Origin of the sequence: Nocardioides sp. LHD-245 (assembly GCF_030929495.1) — a bacterium.
In the GTDB taxonomy this organism is placed as follows: Bacteria; Actinomycetota; Actinomycetes; order Propionibacteriales; family Nocardioidaceae; genus Nocardioides.
Map to the genome: position 1 here is coordinate 171,714 of NZ_JAVFWN010000004.1, position 21,239 is coordinate 192,952.

Consider the following 21,239-nt stretch of genomic DNA (forward strand, 5'->3'; position numbering starts at 1 on the left):
TCCGCGATGGGGCTCCGCGCTCGTACTGTGGGCATGTCATGAGCACCACGCAGGAGCAGCCCCGGACCTACGAGGTCCGCACCTACGGCTGCCAGATGAACGTCCACGACTCGGAGCGCCTCTCCGGCCTGCTCGAGGACGCCGGCTACCGCGCGTTCGACAAGGACGCCGCGGGCGAGCAGGCCGACTGTGCCGACATCGTCGTCTTCAACACCTGCGCCGTGCGCGAGAACGCCGACAACCGGCTCTACGGCAACCTCGGCCACCTCGCCCCGGTCAAGGCCAGGCGGCCCGGGATGCAGATCGCCGTCGGCGGCTGCATGGCCCAGAAGGACCGCGACACGGTCGTCAAGAAGGCGCCGTGGGTCGACGTCGTCTTCGGCACCCACAACATCGGCTCCCTGCCGGCGCTGCTCGACCGCGCGCGCAGCCAGCAGGAGGCGCAGGTCGAGATCCTCGAGTCGCTCGACGTCTTCCCCTCGACGCTGCCGACCAAGCGCGAGTCGGCGTACGCCGCCTGGGTGTCGGTCAGCGTGGGCTGCAACAACACCTGCACGTTCTGCATCGTGCCGAGCCTGCGCGGCAAGGAGAAGGACCGCCGGCCGGGCGAGATCCTCGCCGAGATCGAGGCGCTCGTCGCCGAGGGCGTCTCGGAGATCACGCTGCTCGGCCAGAACGTCAACGCCTACGGCGTCGAGTTCGGCGACCGGCAGGCGTTCTCCAAGCTGCTGCGGGCCTGCGGAGCGATCGAGGGCCTGGAGCGGGTGCGCTTCACCAGCCCGCACCCGGCGGAGTTCACCGACGACGTCATCGAGGCGATGGCCGAGACGCCGAACGTCATGCCGAGCCTGCACATGCCGCTGCAGTCGGGCTCCTCGAAGGTCCTCAAGGACATGCGCCGCTCCTATCGGCAGGAGAGGTTCCTCGGGATCATCGAGCGGGTCCGCGCCGCGCTGCCCGAGGCCGCGATCACGACCGACATCATCGTCGGCTTCCCCGGTGAGACCGAGGAGGACTTCCAGGAGACCCTCAAGGTCGTCCGGGAGGCCCGGTTCGCCGGCGCCTTCACCTTCCAGTACTCCAAGCGCCCCGGCACGCCCGCCGCGACCCTGCCCGACCAGGTCGCACAGGCCGACGTCACCGATCGCTACAACCGGCTCGTCGAGCTGGTCAACGAGATCACCTGGGACGAGAACAAGCGACTCATCGGCAGCGAGCTCGAGCTGATGGTCTCCGAGGGGGAGGGGCGCAAGGACGCCGAGACGCACCGGCTCTCCGGCCGCGCGCCCGACAACCGGCTCGTGCACTTCGAGGCCGACTTCTCGCAGGTGGACGGCGCGCCACGCCCCGGTGACATGGTCACCGTCGAGGTCACCTACGCCGCGCCCCACCATCTCGTCGCCGACGGGCCGGTGCGCGCGCTGCGGCGTACCCGCTCGGGGGACGCGTGGGAGCGCCGGACCGCCGAGCCGGTGGCGCCCCAGGGCGTCGGCCTCGGCATGCCTTCGATCGGCGCGCCGGCTCCGCTGCCCGACGCCCCCGTCTGCGGCTGAGCCGCCGTGCCCGCCGACGCGCCGACCATCGTCGCGACCTCGGGCGGGGTCGTGCCCGGCGTGCGCACCAAGTGGTCCGTCGGACCCCTGACGAGGTACGCCGTCGACCTGGCGGGGGTGAGTGGCCGGGCGCCGCGCGTGTGCTTCCTGGCGACCGCCTGCGGCGACCAGCCGGCGGTCATCCGCGACTTCTACGACCTGGCGCAGGAGGCGGGATTCCAGGGCAGCCATCTGTCCCTCTTCACGATGCCCAATGTGCCCGACATCCGCGCGCACCTGCTCGCCCAGGACGTGATCTGGGTCTGGGGCGGCAGCGTCGCCGGCCTGCTCGCGATGTGGGAGCTGCACGGGGTCGGTGAGGTCATGCGCGAGGCCTGGCAGGCCGGCGTCGTCCTCACCGGCGTCTCGGCCGGGTCGATCTGCTGGCACAGCGGCGGGACGACGGACTCCTTCGGTCCCGACCTGCGCCCGATCACCAACGGACTCGGTCTGCTGCCCTGGTCCAACGGCGTCCACTACGACTCCGAGGAGCAGCGCCGCCCGCTGTTCCAGGAACTCATCGCGGCCGGGACGCTGCCGACCGGGCACGCCACCGACGACGGCGTCGGCCTGCACTACCGGGGCACCGAGCTGGTCGAGGCGCTCACGGAGGAGGCCGGCAAGGCGGCGTACCTCGTCGAGCGGGGCGCCGACGGCCACGCCGTCGAGACGCGGCTGGAGACCCGGCTCCTACGCGGGTGACTCGCGCTCCGGCGGCACCTCCGGGTTGCCCCGGGTGGCCTCGGTGTCGGTGTCCTCGGGGGTGACGGTCTCGGCCGGCAGCTCGTCGTCGGTCGCCGGGTTGTTCCAGGGCAGGGGGTCGCGGGGCTCCGTGCTGTAGGCGCCGTCGCCGCCGACCCCTTCGATCCGGTTCGGTCCGCCCGGCGGTGGCGCGGGCGGTTCGGCGACCGGGGTGGGCGCGGGCGGCAGGCTGCCGCCCTCCTCGTTCTTGCTCATGACTCTCCTCCCTCGTGGGTCGGGAGCACCTGAGAGAGCGGTATCCGGCGCGACCGGTTTCATCCGCGCCGTGGACGAGCGGGTCAGAAGCCGTGGTGGGTCAGGGCCGGCAGGTCGCCGCGGCGCAGGCCCGCGAGGACGACGGCCTCGTGCGGCACCACCGGGGTGGGCAGCTCGATGAGCGGGAACCAGCGCAGGTCCGCGCACTTCTCCGGCTCCACGACCCGCGGCTCACCGGACCAGGAGCGCGCGGTGAAGAAGAAGTCGATCCGCTCGTCGATCGGCAGGTCGTGGGCGGTGCGCTGCATCGCGGTGGCGAAGACGAGGTCGAGGTCGCTGACCGCGATCTCCTCGAGCGCCTCCCGCCGCGCGGCGGCCTCGGCGGTCTCGCCGCGCTCGACATGCCCGGCTGCCGCCGCGGCCCAGTGGCCGTCCATGTAGCCGGTGTTCTGGCGCAACTGCAGGAGCACCTCGGTGCCGCCGCGCTCCGTGTCCCGCAGGAGGAGGACGTAGGAGGCGGGGACCACCGCGAAGCGGGTCTTCCCGGTCACAGGATCCTGGACGGTCACCGAGGTGCTCGCTGCTGCCGGCGCCGGCCGGTCAGCTGATGTCGTCGTTCTTGCCGTCGAGCGAGTCGAGGGCGTCCTTGGCCTTGTCGGCACCGAGCTCGATCTTGTCGTCGAACTTGCCGCCGGTCTTGTCGGAGGCGAAGTCGGCGGCCTTGTCGACCGCGTCGCCGATCTTGTCGCCCTGGCTGTCGACGGCGTCGGTCAGCTTGTCCTTGGCGTCATCGAGAAAGCCCACGAGAAACCCCCAGAGGTGTGAGTACGACGGCCCGCCTTGGGCCACCGGCCACACCCTAGCCCGCGTCGCGGGGAGATGATCAGGGCGACGGCGGGATGTCGCCGCCGGGGGGCTGCTCCGGTCCGGGCTCATCGCCGTCCAGTTTGCCGAGCGCGTCCTTGGCCTTGCCGGTCGCGTTCTCGATCTTGTCGTGATACTTGCCGCCCGTCTTGTCGTCGACGAAGCCGGCCGCCTTGTCGAGACCCGACTCGATCTTGTCGCCGTGCTTGTCGACCGTCTCGCCGACCTTGTCGGCGACGGTGTCCTTGGCGCCCCTCAGCTTGTCCAGGAATCCCATCGTGTGCTCCTCGCGGTCCCGGCCCGAGTGGGCCGCCGGATGTGGGTCCTTGCCACACTAGCCCCATGCCGTCGAGCCCGACCATGCCTCCGATCGTGGCCGTCGTCGGCCCGACCGCGAGCGGCAAGACGGCGCTGTCCCTCGACCTGGCCGAGGCGCTCGGCGGCGAGATCGTCAACACCGACGCGATGCAGGTCTACCGCGGCATGGACATCGGTACGGCGAAGCTGCCGCTCGCCGATCGCCGCGGGATCCCGCACCACCTGCTCGACACCCTCGAGGTCCGCGATCCGGCCACGGTCGCGGAGTTCCAGGGCTGGGCCCGTGCCGCGATCGCGTCGCTGCGGTCGCGCGGCGCGACCCCCGTGCTGGTGGGCGGCTCCGCGCTCTACACCCGGGCGATCCTGGACCGCTTCGACTTCCCCGGCACCGACCCAGCGGTCCGCGCGCGGCTGGAGGCCGAGCTGGCCGAGGTGGGCAGCGCCGCCCTGCACGCACGGCTGCGCGAGCTCGACCCGGTCGCGGCCGAGCGGATCGAGGTCGAGAACGGCCGCCGCGTCGTCCGCGCCCTCGAGGTCATCGAGATCACCGGTGCGCCGTTCAGCGCGAGCCTCCCCGTCCAGGAGTACGTCGACCCACACACCGTGCAGCTCGGCATCGCCATCGACCGGGGCGTGCTGGAGGCCCGGATCGAGGCGCGGGTCCGGCGCATGTTCGACGACGGCCTGCTGGCCGAGGTCGAGCGGCTCCGGGGTGAGGGTCTCGCCGAGGGACGCACGGCCGCGCTCGCGATCGGCTACCGCCAGGCCCTCGCGGTCCTCGCCGGCGAGATGACGACCGACGAGGCGATCGAGCGGACCGTCATCGCGACCCGGCAGTTCGCCCGTCGGCAGCTGGCCTGGTGGCGCAACGACCCCCGGATCACCTGGCTGGCGTACGACGATCCCGGTCTCGTGGCGAAGGCGCTCGAGACGGTTCGCGGAATACCCGCGGCCGGGAGGCGTTGGTGACTTCGTGACCACTCTGGGAATCATCGGCGCGGGAAATATCGGAAGCAACGTCGCGCGGGCGGCGGTGGCATCGGGCTACGACGTGGTGATCGCCAACTCCCGTGGGCCGGAGACGCTCCGGGATCTCGTGGCCGAGCTCGGGCCCCGGGCCCGGGCGGCGAGCGCGGAGGAGGCGGGTGCCGCCGGCGACGTCGTCGTCGTGACGGTTCCGCTGCATGCTGTCGAGAAGGTCCCCGTCGAGCCGCTCGCGGGCAAGGTCGTGCTCGACACCAACAACTACTACTTCGAGCGCGACGGGCACATCGAGGCGCTCGACAAGGGTGAGACCACGACGTCCGAGATCCTGCAGCGTCACCTGCCGACGTCGAAGGTCGTCAAGGCGTTCAACCACATCGTCGCGACGGACATCGTCGCCGACGGGTCCCCTGCCGGCAGCCCGGGCCGGAGGGTGCTGGCGACGGCGAGCGACCACGAAGACGCGGTGGAGTTCGTCACCCGTCTCTACGACGAGTTCGGCTTCGACACCGTGAACATCGGCCCGCTGAGCGAGTCCTGGCGTGTCGAGCGCGACCGTCCGGCCTATGTCGTCGCCCAGAACGCCGAGGAGCTGCGGGCCAACCTGGCGATCGCCAATCGCCTTCCCTGACGCTCACCGCAGCCGGCGCAGCGCCGCCTCGGCGGCGTGGAACCCACCCATCCCGTGCACGCCCGCACTGGGTGGGGTGGCCGCCGAGCACAGGTAGACGCCCGGCAGGCCCAGCGCGTGGGGGTTCAGGGTGGGGCGGGGGCGGAAGACGATCTGCGGCGCGGTGTTGGCGCCGGCGCTGATGTCGCCGCCGACGTAGTTGGCGTTGTAGGCCTCCAGTGCCGCCGGGTCACGGGTCGAGACGGCGAGGATCCGATCCCGGAAGCCGGGGGCGAACCGCTCGATCTGACCGATGATCGCGTCGGTGGCGTCGCCGGCGTACCCGTGGGGGACGTGCGCGTAGGCGTAGATCGGATTGCTGTCGCCGGCGGAGCGGGACGGGTCGCAGAGATACTGCTGGCCGAGCAGCACGAACGGCCGCTCCGGCATCTCGCCGCGCACCGTGGCCGCCTCGACGGCGGCGATCTCGGCGGCGCTGCCGCCGAGGTGGAGGGTGCCGGCGCGTCCGCAGTCCGGGTTGGTCCAGGGGATGTCCCCCTCGATCGCGAGGTCGACCTTGAAGGCGGCCGGTCCGTAGGTGTAGCGGGACAGCCCCCGGCGGACACGCGCGGGCAGCCGGTCGCCGACGATCTCCAGTACGCCGGCCGGCGCGGTGTCGAGCACGACGACATCGGGCGTGCTGCCGGCCAGGTCGCGCAGCTGGTCGAGCGAGGTGACCCGGACGCCCGTCACGACCGCGCCGCCGGACGACGCCAGCTCGGCCAGCAGCGCCCGCGTGATCGACTCCGTGCCGCCCTCGGCGACCGGCCAGCCGACGGCGTGCGCGGCCGCGGCGAGCATCAGTCCGACGGAGGCGCTGAGTGGCCGGTCGAGGCGCCCGAACTTGTGGGCGGCGACGCCGGTGAACAGCGCCCGAGCCGGCTCGTCGCGGAACCGGCGCCCCAGCACGGTCGCGGGCAGCAGCGCCTTCATCCCGAATCGACCGAGGGTGATGGGGTGCGCGGGGACGTGCACGAGCGGCTGGAACACCTCGGTGATCAGGTCGTCGAAGTTGCGCACCGCCGGGCCGAACATCCGCTTCCACGCGGCCGCGTCGACGCCGAGTGCGGCCGCGGACGCCGCGAGATCGCGGGTCGCGATGCCGGCGCGGCCGTCGTCAAGCGGGTGGGCCAGGTCGATCTCGGGCCACAGCCAGCGCAGGCCGTGGCGCTCGAGGCCGAGCGAGGCGAAGTACGGCGAAGCGACCCCGGTCGGGTGGAATGCGGCGCAGTCGTCGTGGAGCAGCCCCGGCAGGGTGAGCTCGCTGGTCCGGGTCCCGCCGCCCGGCCGGTCGTGCGCCTCCACGACGGTGACGGCGAGGCCGGCGCGGGCCAGGTGGATCGCGGCGGCGAGCCCGTTGGGGCCGCTGCCCACGACGACGGCGGTGCTCATCCCACCGGGTCCTTGCCGGTGGTGAGAGTGGCCTGCCGGCCGTAGCCCGACGCGGTCCAGGTGACGGCCAGCGGCACCGGCCCGTCGGGCAGCCACGGCTGCTCCTTCACGCAGTCGCGCACGTCCCAGGTGCCACGCTCGACGATGCCGAGTGCCGCGTCGATCACCCGGTACTCCTGCGGCCGCGACCGGCGCCACGGCGTCGCCTGCGACTCGCAGTAGGCCACCACGAGGTCACCGGGCTCGAGCCCGAGCCGCTTCTGCACGGCGGCGATCAGCCGCTCGTCGTGCAGGTGGCCGTCGCCGAAGTTCCAGCCGACCAGGATGTTGCACATGAACTCGCCCTCCCGCACGTCGCGGGTGTCGAGATCGTCGAGGTGCTCGCGCAGCACCGAGAACAGACCACGGCCCTGGCTGTGCATCGAGCGCCACGCGAGCGCCTTCTGCACGGTCATCTCGGCCTCGTCGGCCGTGTAGGTCATCCCCGGCATCCGCTGCAGCTGGTCGTTCTGCGTCTCGACGAGCAGCAGCTCGTTGAGCCGCTGCTCCACGCCCGGCCTCATCGCCCAGACCGCGGAGGCCCAGTTGCCGGCGTACTGCCGCATGGAGGGCAGGAAGGACACCAGGTCGGGGCGCAGGTTGCCGAGGACCGGGCCGAACAGCAGCAGTGCGAAGACCGGAATCAGCAGCAGCGGCTCGGAGAACTCCCAGATGTTGTACGTCGACGCGTCGAACCCGGCGCCGAGAGCGGTGCCTCCCCAGAGCACGATCGCGATGTAGCCGAAGTAGACGTTCCACTCGAGGGGTACGGCGAGCGGGAACGTCGAGGTGATGAAGATGTGGAACACCAGCATCGCCGCCGCGCCCAGCAGGGCGACGGTGTCGTTGGTCGTCAGCAGCAGCACGATCGGGATGAGGATCTCGACGGTGGTGCCGCCGACGTGGGCCATGAACCAGGCCAGCCGGCTGGGCCTGATGTCCTCGGGCGCGCGCCGGTAGTGCAGTCTCTTGACGACATTGAGCTGGCCGGGGCTGTTGGAGACCATCGGGGGCACGACGTTGATGAAGTGCTCGCCGAGCTTGGAGACGCCGGCGCCGATCCACACCACGCAGATGATGATCTTGAACGCGATGACCAGGTTGACGAAGTCCGCCGAGGTCGCGCTGTCGCTCAGCGCGATCGCGCCGAGCGTGGCCGAGAACAGCATGATCGGCAGGTACTGCTCGGAGCGGGCCGCGAGGAAGACCACCTTGTCGCGCAGGCCCATCAGCGGCATCGTCACGAGGATCGGCAGGAACGCCAGCGGCGGGACGAGTTCCTGCGGGCCGGTCCCGGTGGGCAGGAAGGGCACCGCCTCGGCGTGCACGGCGAGCGGGTAGACGAGGCTGGCCAGTACGGCGACGTACAGGACGACGTCGGCGACGGTCCGCTCGTCGCCGCCGGTGAGCGGGACCCGGCGACCCCACGGTGCCATCCGGATCGTGCCGGGGCGCAGCCAGTAGCGGATGTTGCCGAGCATCGGCACGAAGTGGCCGCACAGCGGGCCGAACGCGCCGCCGAGGCCGATCACCTCGAGCAGCATCAGCCAGACCGCGAGCTTCTGGTAGACGACGACATTGTCGAACCAGGTGCCCGGGTCGGTGAAGTGGACGTAGTCGGTGGTCCACGACGTGATGGCCAGGCCCACGGCGAAGTAGAGGCCGAGCATCTTGAGGATGTAGACGACGTGCAGCATCCGCGGTGTGTTGAAGCCCTCGGTCACCCAGTTGGTGCTGAGCACCCGGATCCGCTCCTGGAGCGGCAGGGCGAGGAACTCGGCCGGCGGCATCGGCTCCGGCGCGGGCTTGAGGAATCCCATGGTCAGGCTCCGCTCAGTCGGGCCCGCAGCGCGGGCTTGTCGATCTTGCCGACGGGGTTCTTGGGAAGAGCATCCAGCACATGGAGGGCCACCGGAACCTTGATCTTCGTGAGCCGCTCGCGGCAGCGCGCGAGCAGGGCGTCGACGTCGATGCCGTCGGTGCCCGCGTCGGGCCGCGGCGAGACGAACGCGACCACCACCTCGCCGTACACGGGGTCGGGCCCGCCGACCACGGCCGCCTCGAGCACCTCGGGGGCTGCGTGCAGCACGTTCTCGATCTCCTTGGGATAGATGTTCTCCCCGCCCCGGATGATCATGTCCTTGATCCGGTCCACGATCCGCAGATATCCGTCCTCGTCGAGGATCCCGACGTCGCCGGTGTGCAGCCAGCCGTCGCCCAGGGTCTCGGCCGTGGCCTCCGGGCGGTTGAGGTAGCCACGCATCACGTTCGCGCCCTTGATCACGACCTCGCCGCGCTCGCCGGCCGGGACCAGGGTGCCGTCGGGCGCCATGATCGCGACCAGCTGCCCGGGCAGCGCCGGGCCGACCGTGCCGGGCTTGCGCGGCCCGTCGACCGGGTTGCAGGTCGACGCGCAGGTGCCCTCCGAGAGCCCGTAGCCCTCGACCAACGCGAACCCGAACCTCTGCTCCACAGCGGTGAACAGCTCCGGTGGCGCGGGTGCCGCGCCGCAGATCGCGTAGCGCACCGAGCTGGTGTCGGACCGCACCTCGGCAGGCAGCGCGACCAGGTGCGCATAGATCGTCGGCACCGCGGAGAAGTACGTCGGGCGCAGCCGCTCGATCGCCTGCAGGAACTCCACCGGGTGGAAGCGCGCGAGCACCGACAGCTGCGCGCCGACGGACATCGGGGTGAGCCAGCTGACGCAGATCGCGTTGACGTGGAACAGCGGCAGCACCAGCAGGCAGTGGTCGTCGGCGTCGATGCCGACGGCCTCGCCCATGCTCGAGATCATCGCGGCGATGTTGCCGTGGTCGAGCATGACGCCCTTCGGGCGCCCGGTCGAGCCGCTCGTGTAGACGAGCAGCGCCAGGTCGCCGGTCGAGGTCCGGGCCGGCGGCAGGGCGGGTGCGTCCGGCGGGGCGGCGGCCAGGTCGTCGACGGCGAGGGTGGTCGCCGTGGCGAACCGGGCGTCCGGGTCGCCGGTCACGACGAGGACGGCGCCGGAGTCCTCGATCTGGTGCGCGGCCTCGACGGCGGTGAAGGTGGGGTTGACCGGCGTCGCCGCCGCGCCGAGCCGCCAGGCCGCCATGATCGCGACGAGCAGCTCGACCCGGTTGGGCAGCATCACCGCGACCACCGCGCCCCGGCCGACGCCGAGACCGGCGAACCGCCGGGCCGCGGCGTCCACCCGCTCGCCGAACACCCGGTAGGTCAGCTCGCTCCGCTCGTCGCGCACACAGGGGCGGTCGTCGTACGACGCGGGGCGCAGCCAGGGCAGCCAGGTGAGGTGGTCGAGAGTCATGCCGGAACGCTAGGACCGGCTCGGACCACCGTTCTTGGTCTCTCGAACCAAACTCGGGCACGGATGAAGGCCCCGACAGCCAAGGCGGACCGGCATGCTCCTCTGGCACCATGGCGTGATCGCCGTCACGCATTGGTGCGACGATCCAAAGGAGGGGCGCGTGTCGGATCCGGAGACCGAGATCCAGGGGATCGCCGCGCTGCTCGCCGAGCGCCAGATCGAGCTCACCGCCGAGCTGGTCGACGCCTTCCGCGACCGGATCCCGGAGCTGCCGACCGACCCCGCGCTGGTCGAGCTGCTGGTCGGCAGCTCGGGCGCCAATCTGGAGACCTTCGTCCACCTGATGCGGGGGCACATCCGGGTCAGAGACGTGCACGCTCCCACCGCGGCCGTCGAGTACGCGCGGCGCCTGGCCCAACGCGGCACGCCGCCCAGTGCGCTGCTGCGCGCCTACCGGATCGGTCAGCAGCTGATCCTGCAGTGGGCGCACGCCCAGATCACCGGCGGCATCGACGACCCGACGCTCGCCCTGCGTACGACGCAGCTGCTCACCGACACGTCGTTCCTCTACATCGACGCCGTCTCCGAGGAGGTCGTGCAGGCCTACCAGGAGGAGCGCGAGCGCTGGCTGGCCAACCGCAGCGCCGTCCAGCGCGAGACCGTCGACGCCCTGCTGCGCGGCGACCGGCTCGACCTCGCGGCGACGGAGGTCGCCCTCGGCTACCGGCTGCGCCAGCACCATCTCGGCCTCGTGCTGTGGACCGCCCCCGGAGCCGGGGACCTCACCGACCTCACCGCGGTCGAGCGGACGGTCGCCCGGATCGCGGAGCGCATCGGCGCTGCCGGGCAGCCGCTCTTCGTCCCCCGCGACCGCGAGACGGCCTGGGCCTGGCTCCCGATCGGCCGCACCGGCGAGCTCGACGCGGCCGGCATCGACGAAGTGCTCGCCGGCGGCGACGGTCAGGTGCACGTCGCGTCCGGTCGCTCCGGCGCCGGCGAGCCCGGGTTCCGGACCACCCACGAGGGAGCGGCCGCCGCGCACGCCGTCGCCCAGCTCGGTCAGCACCCCGCCGGCCGCGCGGTGAGCTACGCCGACCCGACCGTCCGCGCCGCCGCCCTCCTCGCCCACGACCTGCCCGCCACGCGGCGCCTGGTCCTCGGCGCTCTCGGCGACCTCGCCGAGGACACCGACGGGGCCGCCCGCCTGCGTGAGACGCTGCTCGCGTTCGTCGAGGAGCGGGAGAGCTATGTCGCCACCGCCGCCCGGGTGCACCTGCACAAGAACACCGTGAAGTACCGCGTCGACCGCGCCGTCGAGGCCCGGGGAAAGCCCCTCGGCGAGGAGCGTCTCGACCTCGAGCTCGCGCTGATCGCGTGCAAGTGGCTCGGGCCCGAGGTGCTGGTCTCCGCTGGCGGGCTGATGCTTGTAACTAAGGGTTACCCCTCGAAAAGCGGCACAACAGCACCCGGGTAGTAGCAACAGCGCCCGGGTAGATGACCAGTATCCCGGGTCCGTCGGACGCGGACCGCTGGCCGCGCCCTGCCTCGTGATCCGTGGGCCGGCAACGGAACTACCCGGGCGCTGTTGCTACTACCCGGGTGCTGTTGCACTGAAAAATGCGGGGTAACCCTTAGTTACAAGCACTCGAGCGGGGTGGGCAAGAACGGTCAAGCACCGGCAGTGGTCGAAGCAGCACACTGGACCCATGACCGGCCGTGACCGCCTGCGCGAGCTCCTCGACGCGGTGCTCGACGAGGACAACCGGACGCTCGCCGACATGGCGGGCGGGGCGTTCGCGTCGCCGTACCACTTCACCCGGGTGCTCTCGCGCGACGCCGGCGAGGCACCGGTGGCGATGCGACGGCGGGTGATGCTGGAGCGGGCCGCCTGGCGGATCCGGCAGGGCGGCCAGGTCACCGACGCCGCGTGGGAGGCGGGGTACGCGTCGCTGGAGGGGTTCAGCCGCGCGTTCGCCCGGGCCTACGGACATCCGCCGAGCGACGCCGGCGGGGGACACGGCAGCGTCTGGCTGCCCGCGGCCAACGGCATCCACTTCCATCCACCCACGAGCCTGTGGGTCCACGCAGGAGAGCGAGCGATGAGTCCCGTCACCGATCAGATGGTCCGCCACGACCTGGACGACACCCGCGAGCTGATCGAGCTGGCGAAGGGGCTCTCCGACGCCGCCTGGCGCGAGGTCCGCGCCCCCGGCCACCAGGTGGCGTCGTGGGAGGGGCCGGAGGAGTCGATCGCGGCAGTGCTGGAGCGCACCGTCTTCGCCAAGGAGGTCTGGCTGGCCGCCGTCGAGGGCACCGACTTCCCCGACGTCGACCGGTCGCCCGGCCCCGCCGGGCTGCTGGAGCGGCACGACGCAGCAGCCGCCCGCTGGCTGGCGGCGGTGCGCGACATCGACCGACGCCACGCCTGGGACGACCGGATCGTCGACGCGCTGTGCGAGCCGCCGGAGTCGTTCGTGCTGAGCAGCATCGCGGCGCACGTGCTGACCTTCTCGGCGTACCGGCGTCAGCTGACCCGGGTCTGGCTGCGCGCGGCCGGGGTCGAGGTCGACGACGGCGACCCGATCAACTGGCTGCGGCGCGAGCTCGGGGAGGACCGATGAGCACCGTCTACTACACCGCCACGACACTCGACGGCTTCCTCGCCGACCCGGACGACTCGCTCGCCTGGCTGCTGCGCCAGGACCTCGACGAGGCCGGACCCCAGAACTACGGCGCCTTCATCGAGAGCATCGGCGCCCTGGTGATGGGCTCGACGACCTACGAGTGGGTGCTCGCCCACCTCGCCGAGACCGGCGAGGCCTGGTATTACGCGCAGCCCACCTGGGTGATGACGTCCCGCGAGCTGCCCGCGCCCGACGGCGCCGACGTGCGCTTCGCGAAGGGCGCGGTCACCGGTGTGTACGACGACCTGCGGGCCGCCGCGGGGGAGCGCGACGTCTGGGTGGTCGGTGGCGGCGACCTCGCCGGCCAGTTCGCCGACGCCGGACTGCTCGACGACGTGATCGTGTCGATCGCGCCGGTCGTCCTCGGGGCCGGTCGCCCGCTGTTGCCGCGCCGGCTCGACCTCAGGCTCGAGGAGACCGCCCGCAACGGTGCCTTCGTCACCGCCCGCTACCGCGTGGACGGACCACTCACGGAGGACCGCACGGGTTGACAGCGGGGGGATGGTGGAAGGGACCGGTCCAACTTCTCGGGAGGACATCGTGCGCCGTACCTTCGCCGTCTCCACCGCCCTCGTCGCCGCGACCACCGTCGCCGCCCTCGGCACCGCCGTGCCGGTGGGCCCGGCCGTCGCGAAGCCGGTCGTCGCGAAGCCAGGCCCGCAACAGCCACCGAGGGTCCCGACCGCCACCGGGTACGGCGGAGCCGTCAGCTCGGTCGACCCCGACGCGACCGCGATCGGCCTGGAGGTCCTGCGGCGCGGCGGCAACGCCGTCGACGCCGCCGTCGCGACGGCGGCCGCCCTCGGCGTCACCGAGCCCTACAGTGCCGGGGTCGGCGGCGGCGGCTATCTGGTGCACTACAACGCGGTCACCGGGGAGGTGGAGACGATCGACGGTCGCGAGACGGCGCCGTCGGGGATCCGCCCCGACGCGTTCGTCGACCCCGCGACCGGGAAGCCCTACCCGTTCACCCCGGAGCTGGTGACCAGCGGCGTCTCGGTCGGCGTCCCCGGGACACCGGCCACCTGGCAGACCGCACTCGACCGGTGGGGGAGCCTCTCGCTCGCCGCGGCGCTCCGGCCGGCCGCCCGACTCGCCCAGCGCGGCTTCGTCGTCGACGGCACCTTCGCCCTGCAGACCCGCGAGAACGCCGAGCGCTTCCGGACCTTCACCAGCAGCACCGACCTGTTCCTCGCCGACGGCGTGCCCGAGGCGGGCAGCAGGTTCCGCAACCCGGACCTCGCACGCACCTACCGCCAGCTGGGCGCGAAGGGCATCGGCTGGCTCTACGACGGCCGGCTGGGCGCCGAGGTGGCGCGGACGGTGCAGCAGCCGCCGCTCAGCGGCGCGACCGATCTCCCGGTTCCACCGGGCAGCATGACGGTGCAGGACCTCGCGACGTACGAGGCCCTGGTCCGGGAGCCGACGTCGATCGGCTACCGCGGCCACGACGTCTATGGCATGGCGCCGTCGTCGTCCGGCGGCACGACCGTGGGTGAGTCGCTCAACATCCTCGAGCGGTTCCGGCCCTCGGGCGCGGTCCCGACCCTCCACCACTACCTCGAGGCGACCGCCCTCGCGTTCGCCGACCGGGCGAAGTACGTCGGCGATCCGGCCTTCGAGGACGTCCCTGTCGGTGCGCTGCTCGACGACACCTTCGCCCAGGAGCGCGCCTGCGCCCTCGACCCCGAGACGGCGGCGACCAAGCCGGTCCCGGCGGGAGACGTGGCGTCCTACGACGGCGTCTGCGCCGAGCCGACCGGCCGGGCCGAGAGGGACGCCGACACCGAGAACCTCTCGACCACGCACCTCACCACGGCCGACAGGTGGGGCAATGTCGTCGCCTACACGCTCACCATCGAGCAGACCGGAGGCTCCGGCATCGTCGTGCCGGGCCGCGGCTTCCTGCTCAACAACGAGCTGACCGACTTCTCCACCGTCTACGACCCCGACGACCCCAACCGGATCGAGCCCGGCAAGCGGCCGCGCAGCTCGATGGCGCCGACGATCGTGCTCCGTGACGGGCGGCCGGTGCTGGCGCTGGGCTCGCCCGGCGGCTCGACCATCATCACCACCGTGCTGCAGGTGCTCCTCAACCGACTCGACCTCGGTCTCAGCCTTCCGGACGCGGTTGCCGCCCCCCGCGCGTCGCAGCGCAACACGGCCGCCGTCACCGCCGAGCAGGCCTTCATCGACACCTACGGCGCCGCGCTGGCGGCGTACGGGCACACCTTCACCGTCGCCGGTCCGCCCGGCTCGAGTGCCGCGGAGATCGGCGCCGTCGCCGCGGTCGAGCTCGGCCCGGACGGCCGCCTGACGGCTGTGGCGGAGCCCACGCGCCGGGGAGGCGGGGCCGCGGGTGTGGTCGTGCCTACGCTGAGTCCGTGACGACCGAGGCTTCGAGCGAGACCTGGACCGAGATCACCGACGCCGACGCGCTGACCGCGCTGCTCGGCGTGCCGACGGCCGCGGCGCGGGACAAGGAGCGGTCCGCACTGACTGACATCGACCGGGACTGGCTGGCGGCCGCGCCGTTCTGCATGGTCGCCACGGCCGACGCCGACGGACGCTGCGACGTCTCCCCGAAGGGCGACCCGGCCGGCCGCCTGGTGCACGTCCTCGACGACACGACCATCGCGATCGCCGAACGACCGGGCAACCGGCGGGCCGACGGCTACCGCAACATCCTCGCCAACCCCCAGGTCGGGCTGAACTTCCTCATCCCGGGCCGGGGCGACACGCTGCGGATCAACGGACGGGCCCGCCTGGTGAGCGAGGCTCCCTTCCTCGACGCCATGGTGGTCAAGGGACACCGGCCGTTGCTGGCGGTCGTGGTCGAGATCGAGACGGTCTTCTTCCATTGCGCGAAGGCGTTCCTCCGCTCGCGGCTGTGGCGCCCCGAGACCTGGGACCCGGAGGTCAGCGTCCCGCGCCGCGCTGTCGTCGCCCAGCGCCTCGAACGGCCCGGCGACAGCATCGAGGTGCTCGACGCCCACTACGGCCCGCGCTACGAGGAGCACCTCTACGGCTGAGTCGGCACTCGTCTAGCGTTGTCCCTGGTCGACGTGACCAGCACGTCGGACATCTCGGAGGTTCCCATGCGCCGTACGACGATCGCCGGCCTGGTCGCCGGCCTGACCCTGGTCGCCGCACCGGTGCCGGCCGGCGCCTCGCCGTCGGTCACCAGCACGGTGAGCCCGGTCGACGGCCCGGTCGACAGCTCGCAGGGCATCGCCGAGCGCGGCAAGCGCGGCTGGACCACGCTGCGCAAGAAGGCGGGTGCGAAGGTGCAGGCCTGCCAGTTCGACCGGCCCGGGTTCTACGGCGTCCAGGTGCGGGTCGACGCCCGCACGGCCAAGCGCCGGGTGAAGGCACGCAGCCACATCCAGCACTTCGAGAACGGTGTCTGGACCGGGGTCGTCGTCCGCGCGTCCCCGTGGCGGAGCAGGGGGGAGGTCGTCTTCGACAGCTTCATCAGCGGCATGAAGTACCCCGTCCGGGCACGGGTCCGGATCAAGACGACCTCGAGCAGCTCGCCGTTCACCGGCTGGGTCGACCCGGTGGTGCTCAAGCACTGCCGCTGACCGCGGCGGCCTCCAGGAACCCGCGCAGCGCGGGCTCCGGGTCGGCGACCGTGGAGGCATTGGCGAGCGTCACGACGCCGAGCAGGACGACGGCGCCGCCTGCCACCACTGCCGCCGTGCGGCGCCCGTGCCGCCAGGCACGCGCTCCGAGGCGGGCGACGACGAGGGCGGCACCGGCGGCCAGAGCGACCATCGCGAGGTGGTAGAGCGCGAAGTCCCGCACCAGGGCGGCGAAGGCGGGCGTCTCGTCCGAGGAGAGGGCGAGGTCGGCGGCGCCGGACGGCACCATCGACAGCAGCGAGGACAGCGGGGCGACCGCCCCCTGGACGTTGGCGATCAGCACCACCGCGGCCAGGACGGCGAGGGTCAGCAGGGCGACCCGTCCCGGCCCTCGCCGTACCCGGCCGAGGGCGAGGACGAGCACCCCGAGCAGGGCGCCGGCGGCGGCGGCCTTGACGACGTGGAACGCGGCCCAGTAGTCGACCGCGTCGGCCAGGTCGCCGGTCACGGCGCCGTCGCCGAGGCGCCAGTGGCCGGCGAACGCTCCCGGCAGTGCGTCGCGGAGCGCCCCCACGCCGGAGTAGTCACCGATGAGCAGCGAGGCCAGGAGCTCGGGAGCCAGTAGGACGGCGGCCACCAGGGCCGCGGTGGTCAAGGTGAGGGCGCGGGTCATGGCGACGACGCTAGGAGCCGGCGGCGCCCACCGCGTCGGACCCCGGTCTGATCCGCCGGCACGATGCGTCCACCTGCGGAACGACGGCCTACCCTGGACGGGTGTACCCCTTCCTCAAGGGCCACGGCACCGAGAACGACTTCGTCCTGCTGCCCGACCCCGACGGCACCGTCCACGGCGACCTGAGCGCCGAACGGGTGCGCGCGCTCTGCGATCGGCGGGCCGGCATCGGTGGCGACGGCGTGCTCCGGGTGATCCGGGCGGAGGCCGCCGGTGACGCCGCGCGGGGCCAGGACGCCGCGTGGTTCATGGACTACCGCAACAGCGACGGGTCGGTCTCCGAGATGTGCGGCAACGGGGTGCGCGTCTTCGGCCGCCACCTCGCCGAGCGGGGCCTGGTCGACCCGACGGCGCCGGTCCCGGTGGCGACCCGCGCCGGCGTCAAGGTGCTCACCTTCGCCGGCGGCGCCGCCGACGGCGAGATCACCGTCGACATGGGCATCCCGAAGGTCCTCGACGAGACCACCGTGGCGATCGGGGACCGGTCCTGGTCGGCGCTGCACGTCGACATGGGCAACCCCCACGCGGTCGCCTTCCTCGACACCGACACCGACACCGACACCGGCGCCGACCTCGCCGACGTCGGCCCGCTCCTCGACGCCCCCACCCACGACCCGGCGGTCTACCCGGCGGGCGTCAACGTCGAGTTCGTCGTACGCCGCGGGCCGGGTCATGTCGCGATGCGGGTCCACGAGCGCGGCTCGGGCGAGACCCGCTCGTGCGGCACCGGCGCCTGCGCGGTCATGGTCGCCAGCGCCCTGGCGGACGGCGCGGCCCGTGACACGGCGTACCGCGTCGACCTCCCCGGCGGCACCCTCCGGATCACCTGGACCGCCGACGACCGGATCCTGATGACCGGCCCGGCCGTGGTCGTCGCCGAGGGCACGACCTCACTCTGAGTCTCTGACTCTGACACCGACGGTGTCACGGTGAAGGGGCCGCCCTATGCTCCGGACCATGGAACTCACCGGATCCTCCGCCATCGTCACCGGCGCCGCCTCGGGCATCGGCGCCGCCGCCGCCCGCCAGCTCGCCGCGAAGGGTGCGACCGTCGTGGTCGCCGACCTCCAGGCCGACAAGGGCGAAGCCCTCGCTGCCGAGATCAACGGCGTCTTCGCCCAGGTCGACGTCACCAACACCGAGCAGATCGCGGGCGCGGTCAAGGCCGCCGCCGACATCGCCCCGCTGCGCGCGGTCGTCAACTCGGCCGGCATCGGCTGGGCCCAGCGCACCATCGGCCGTGACGGCCAGCTCGAGTCGGCCCACTCCCTCGAGGCGTTCACCAAGGTCGTCGCGATCAACCTGATCGGCACCTTCGACATGGTCCGCCAGGCCGCGACGGCGATGAGCCTCAACGAGCCCGACGCCGACGGCTGCCGCGGCGCCATCGTCAACCTCGCCAGTGTGGCCGCCTTCGACGGCCAGATCGGCCAGGCGTCGTACTCCGCCTCCAAGGGCGGCGTGGTCGGCATGACCCTCCCGGTCGCCCGCGATCTCGCGGCGTCCGGCATCCGGCTCAACACCGTCGCCCCCGGCCTGATCGACACCCCGATCTACGGCGAGGGCGAGCAGGCGGAGGCCTTCAAGGCCAAGCTCGGTGAGAGCGTGCTCTTCCCGAAGCGCCTCGGCGTCCCCGACGAGCTGGCCAGCATGGTCATCGAGTGCCTCACCAACGCGTACATGAACGGCGAGGTCGTCCGGGTCGACGGCGGCATCCGGATGCCCCCGAAGTAGTCCCGCACTCCTGGGAGCCGCCGGGGCTCAGCCCTGGCACATCGTCTGGCCGTACGGCCCCTCCGTGGACCGCCGCTCGGTGACCTTGCCGTTGATCGTGATCACGCAGGTCACCGGCGTCCCGGAGGGGCCGGCGCCGAAGAACAGGCGCGCGTAGTCGGGGTTGCCGTAGGCGATCGTGGTCAGCGACCAGCGGGTGCCGACGCCCTTCACCGTCCCGGAGGGGTCGGTCAGGCTGGTCGGCACCTGGTAGCCGACGATGCCGATCGGCGACTTGGAGAAGACCTCCAGGCGCACCCGGATCTTCGGCAGCGACGCGCTGCCGCCCTTGCCGGTGAGCCCGGGCATGCTCAGCGGCGGCAGGGTTCCCGTGCCTGCCGCGAAGCCACTCGGAGCACTGCGCGGCGCGGCGCCCGTCGGGTCCGCGGTCGGGCTCGGCGTCGCCGAGGTCGACGGAACCTCCGACGGCAGCCCGCCCGGTCCGGCGTCCGCCGAGGGAGACGGCGTCGCCCGGGGGCGTGCCGCCGCGCCGTCGTCGTTGTCGCCTCCGCCGCGTCCGACGACGACGCTGATCACGATGATGAGGAGAGATACGCCAACCACGATCCATCCGCGGTTGTCGCCCCCCGGCCGACCGAATCTCACATCGGGTCAACGAGCGGATGCCGCCGACGATACGTGAGGTGCGGCACGCGGGGGCCGGCCGATGTTCACCGACCCGCAGCGTCGTGGTCAGGACCAGGTCGCTGAGGAGCGGTTCGCTGACGCAACGTGACGCTGCTCGGGGACGACCGGACCCACCTGACCGACCGGCTGGCCGACCTCCGCGTCGGCCGACGTACGACGATCGTGGCCGGCCTCTCCGGCTCGTCGATCCCCGCTCTGGGTCTGCTCGGTCGCTCGCCCGCTCTCGTCGAGCGGCGGCGGGACCTGACCTCCGGCGTGCGCAGCGGCGAGGTCACCACCACCTCCGCGGTGATCTGGTCGCGAGCGCTCCGGCCCGGCCGGCTCATGGTCCGCCTGCACAGCAACGGTCGGCAGCGTCGGATGGTGCGCGGTCCCTGGACGGACGAGCGGGCCGACTTCACCGCCCGGGTGCACCTGACCGATCTGGCGCCCGGCCGCCCGTACGACGCCGAGGTCTGGTTCGAGACACCCGACGGGGAGCGCAGCGCACCCCTGCCGCTCACCTTCGCCACCGCGCCGATCCACGCCGCCGCGCAGTCGATCGTGTGGTCGGGCGACACCTGCGGACAGGGCTGGGGAATCGACCGCGCCCGCGGCGGGCTGACGACGTACCGCACCATGCTCGGACTGCACCCCGACCTGTTCGTACACGTGGGCGACACGATCTACGCCGACGAGCCGATGGAGGAGACCGTGCTCCTCGACGACGGCACCACCTGGCGCAACGAGCTGACCGAGGACGTCATGGTCGTCTCGGAGACCCTCGACCAGCTCCGCGGCCGGCACCGGTACCCGCTGCGCGACGACAACGTGCGCGCCTTCTACGCCGCCGTGCCCACCGTCGCGATGTGGGACGACCACGAGACCTGCAACAACTGGTGGCCGGGCGAGACCATCGACGACGAGCGGTACGCCGAGCGGCGGGCCGACGTGCTCGCGATCCGCGGACGCCGTGCCTGGCAGGAGTACCAGCCGGTCCCGGTGCGGCGGCTCGCGCCCGCCGGCGGCGACGGGTTCGTCGGCCGGCGGCTGTACCGGAAGGTCCCGCGCGGCCAGCACCTCGACCTGTTCTGCCTCGATATGCGCAGCTGGCGCGGACCGAACCCGGACACGAACCCGGTCGTCGGCCGGACCACGGCCGGACTGCTCGGCAGGGACCAGGAGGAGTGGCTGGTGCGCGGCCTGCGCTCGTCGACCGCGACCTGGAAGGCGATCTGCGCCGACCTGCCCCTCTCCGCCCCGACGAACCGGGTCACCGACCTCGACGGCTACGCCAACAAGGGCGACGGCGCGCCGATCGGCCGGGAGCCCGAACTGGCGCGGGTGCTGTCCGCCCTCAAGCGCCACGGCGTCCGCAACGTCGTCTGGCTCACCGGCGACGTCCACTACACCGCCGCCCACCGCTACACCCCCGAGAAGGCCGCCTTCACCGACTTCGACCCGTTCTGGGAGTTCGTCTCCGGGCCGGTCGCCTCCTCGCCCTTCTGGGTCAAGGACCACGAGCTGGACCGGACCTTCGGCCCGGAGGTGGTCTTCTCCCAGGGCGAGGCCGAGACCGGCCGCCTCGACGTCGCGCCGCACGCCACGAACCAGTACTTCGGCCACCTCGATATCGCCGCCTCCGGGCTGCTCACCGTCCGGCTCTACGACGGTGCCGGCACCGTGCTGTGGGAGCGCGCGCTCGAGCCCGCGTGAGG

22 protein-coding genes are annotated in these 21,239 nt (G+C 72.4%); 13 read left to right on the top strand and 9 right to left on the bottom strand.

Going from position 1 to position 21,239, the window contains the following annotated elements:
- Nucleotides 1-38 precede the first annotated feature (38 nt).
- Both miaB and RB608_RS08155 read left to right on the top strand, forming a co-directional pair.
- Complete coding sequence (gene miaB / locus RB608_RS08150) at nt 39-1,553, top strand: tRNA (N6-isopentenyl adenosine(37)-C2)-methylthiotransferase MiaB (RefSeq protein WP_308087309.1); 1,515 nt, start codon at nt 39-41, stop codon at nt 1,551-1,553.
- A gap of 6 nt (nt 1,554-1,559) precedes the next feature.
- Nucleotides 1,560-2,294, top strand: a complete 735-nt coding sequence (locus RB608_RS08155; RefSeq protein ID WP_308087310.1) for a peptidase E — start codon at nt 1,560-1,562, stop codon at nt 2,292-2,294.
- Here RB608_RS08155 and RB608_RS08160 read toward each other — a convergent pair.
- The 4 genes from RB608_RS08160 to RB608_RS08175 form a co-directional block, all read right to left on the bottom strand.
- Complete coding sequence (locus RB608_RS08160; RefSeq protein ID WP_308087311.1) at nt 2,283-2,549, bottom strand: hypothetical protein; 267 nt, start codon at nt 2,547-2,549, stop codon at nt 2,283-2,285. The two genes, RB608_RS08155 and RB608_RS08160, sit on opposite strands and share 12 nt — an antisense overlap.
- A gap of 83 nt (nt 2,550-2,632) precedes the next feature.
- Complete coding sequence (locus tag RB608_RS08165; RefSeq protein ID WP_308087312.1) at nt 2,633-3,100, bottom strand: NUDIX domain-containing protein; 468 nt, start codon at nt 3,098-3,100, stop codon at nt 2,633-2,635.
- Nucleotides 3,101-3,149: 49 nt separating this feature from the next.
- Nucleotides 3,150-3,353, bottom strand: a complete 204-nt coding sequence (locus RB608_RS08170) for an antitoxin (RefSeq protein WP_308087313.1) — start codon at nt 3,351-3,353, stop codon at nt 3,150-3,152.
- A 79-nt stretch (nt 3,354-3,432) separates the two neighbouring features.
- Nucleotides 3,433-3,690, bottom strand: coding sequence for an antitoxin (locus RB608_RS08175; RefSeq protein ID WP_308087314.1), 258 nt, complete (start codon nt 3,688-3,690; stop codon nt 3,433-3,435).
- A 65-nt stretch (nt 3,691-3,755) separates the two neighbouring features.
- On the opposite strand from RB608_RS08175, the gene miaA reads away from it, so the two are divergent.
- Together miaA and RB608_RS08185 are read left to right on the top strand one after the other, a co-directional pair.
- Entirely contained in the window at nt 3,756-4,700 is a 945-nt protein-coding gene (gene miaA / locus RB608_RS08180; protein WP_308087315.1) for a tRNA (adenosine(37)-N6)-dimethylallyltransferase MiaA, read from the top strand.
- 4 nt (nt 4,701-4,704) lie between these two features.
- Nucleotides 4,705-5,346, top strand: coding sequence for an NADPH-dependent F420 reductase (locus RB608_RS08185; protein ID WP_308087316.1), 642 nt, complete (start codon nt 4,705-4,707; stop codon nt 5,344-5,346).
- A 3-nt stretch (nt 5,347-5,349) separates the two neighbouring features.
- Here RB608_RS08185 and RB608_RS08190 read toward each other — a convergent pair whose 3' ends face one another.
- Genes RB608_RS08190 through RB608_RS08200 form a run of 3 tightly spaced genes read right to left on the bottom strand, consistent with a single transcriptional unit; the run spans nt 5,350 to nt 10,120 of the window.
- Entirely contained in the window at nt 5,350-6,777 is a 1,428-nt protein-coding gene (locus tag RB608_RS08190) for an NAD(P)/FAD-dependent oxidoreductase (RefSeq protein WP_308087317.1), read from the bottom strand.
- Nucleotides 6,774-8,636 (bottom strand): DUF3556 domain-containing protein, encoded by a 1,863-nt coding sequence (locus RB608_RS08195; protein ID WP_308087318.1) that lies wholly within the window; start codon nt 8,634-8,636, stop codon nt 6,774-6,776. Before RB608_RS08195 ends, RB608_RS08190 begins: the two co-directional genes overlap by 4 nt.
- Before the next feature lie 2 nt (nt 8,637-8,638).
- Nucleotides 8,639-10,120 carry an AMP-binding protein gene (locus tag RB608_RS08200; protein WP_308087319.1) on the bottom strand — a complete coding sequence of 494 codons (1,482 nt, stop codon included), beginning with the start codon at nt 10,118-10,120 and terminating at the stop codon, nt 8,639-8,641.
- 160 nt (nt 10,121-10,280) lie between these two features.
- On the opposite strand from RB608_RS08200, the gene RB608_RS08205 reads away from it, so the two are divergent.
- From RB608_RS08205 to RB608_RS08230, 6 genes are all read left to right on the top strand, one after another.
- Nucleotides 10,281-11,594, top strand: coding sequence for a helix-turn-helix domain-containing protein (locus tag RB608_RS08205; RefSeq protein WP_308087320.1), 1,314 nt, complete (start codon nt 10,281-10,283; stop codon nt 11,592-11,594).
- A 232-nt stretch (nt 11,595-11,826) separates the two neighbouring features.
- Entirely contained in the window at nt 11,827-12,741 is a 915-nt protein-coding gene (locus tag RB608_RS08210; protein ID WP_308087321.1) for a helix-turn-helix transcriptional regulator, read from the top strand.
- Complete coding sequence (locus tag RB608_RS08215) at nt 12,738-13,295, top strand: dihydrofolate reductase family protein (RefSeq protein WP_308087322.1); 558 nt, start codon at nt 12,738-12,740, stop codon at nt 13,293-13,295. The genes RB608_RS08210 and RB608_RS08215 overlap by 4 nt, the downstream gene beginning before the upstream one ends.
- A gap of 49 nt (nt 13,296-13,344) precedes the next feature.
- Complete coding sequence (gene ggt, locus RB608_RS08220; RefSeq protein ID WP_308087323.1) at nt 13,345-15,192, top strand: gamma-glutamyltransferase; 1,848 nt, start codon at nt 13,345-13,347, stop codon at nt 15,190-15,192.
- Nucleotides 15,189-15,836, top strand: a complete 648-nt coding sequence (locus RB608_RS08225) for an MSMEG_1061 family FMN-dependent PPOX-type flavoprotein (protein WP_308087324.1) — start codon at nt 15,189-15,191, stop codon at nt 15,834-15,836. Before ggt ends, RB608_RS08225 begins: the two co-directional genes overlap by 4 nt.
- A gap of 33 nt (nt 15,837-15,869) precedes the next feature.
- Nucleotides 15,870-16,388, top strand: coding sequence for a hypothetical protein (locus RB608_RS08230; RefSeq protein ID WP_308087325.1), 519 nt, complete (start codon nt 15,870-15,872; stop codon nt 16,386-16,388).
- On the opposite strand, the gene RB608_RS08235 is transcribed toward RB608_RS08230, so the two are convergent.
- On the bottom strand, nt 16,372-17,061 hold the full coding sequence (locus RB608_RS08235) for a hypothetical protein (protein WP_308087326.1): 690 nt from the start codon (nt 17,059-17,061) through the stop codon (nt 16,372-16,374). The genes RB608_RS08230 and RB608_RS08235 overlap by 17 nt on opposite strands.
- A gap of 101 nt (nt 17,062-17,162) precedes the next feature.
- Between RB608_RS08235 and dapF the strand changes: the two genes are divergently transcribed.
- Both dapF and RB608_RS08245 read left to right on the top strand, forming a co-directional pair.
- Nucleotides 17,163-18,020, top strand: a complete 858-nt coding sequence (gene dapF, locus RB608_RS08240; RefSeq protein WP_308087327.1) for a diaminopimelate epimerase — start codon at nt 17,163-17,165, stop codon at nt 18,018-18,020.
- 58 nt (nt 18,021-18,078) lie between these two features.
- Nucleotides 18,079-18,855, top strand: coding sequence for an SDR family NAD(P)-dependent oxidoreductase (locus RB608_RS08245; protein WP_308087328.1), 777 nt, complete (start codon nt 18,079-18,081; stop codon nt 18,853-18,855).
- A gap of 27 nt (nt 18,856-18,882) precedes the next feature.
- Here the strand turns inward: RB608_RS08245 and RB608_RS08250 are convergent, their stop codons facing one another.
- Nucleotides 18,883-19,458, bottom strand: a complete 576-nt coding sequence (locus tag RB608_RS08250; protein WP_308087329.1) for a hypothetical protein — start codon at nt 19,456-19,458, stop codon at nt 18,883-18,885.
- Between the two features lie 168 nt (nt 19,459-19,626).
- Between RB608_RS08250 and RB608_RS08255 the strand changes: the two genes are divergently transcribed.
- Nucleotides 19,627-21,237 (top strand): alkaline phosphatase D family protein, encoded by a 1,611-nt coding sequence (locus tag RB608_RS08255; protein ID WP_308087330.1) that lies wholly within the window; start codon nt 19,627-19,629, stop codon nt 21,235-21,237.
- Nucleotides 21,238-21,239: the final 2 nt, after the last annotated feature.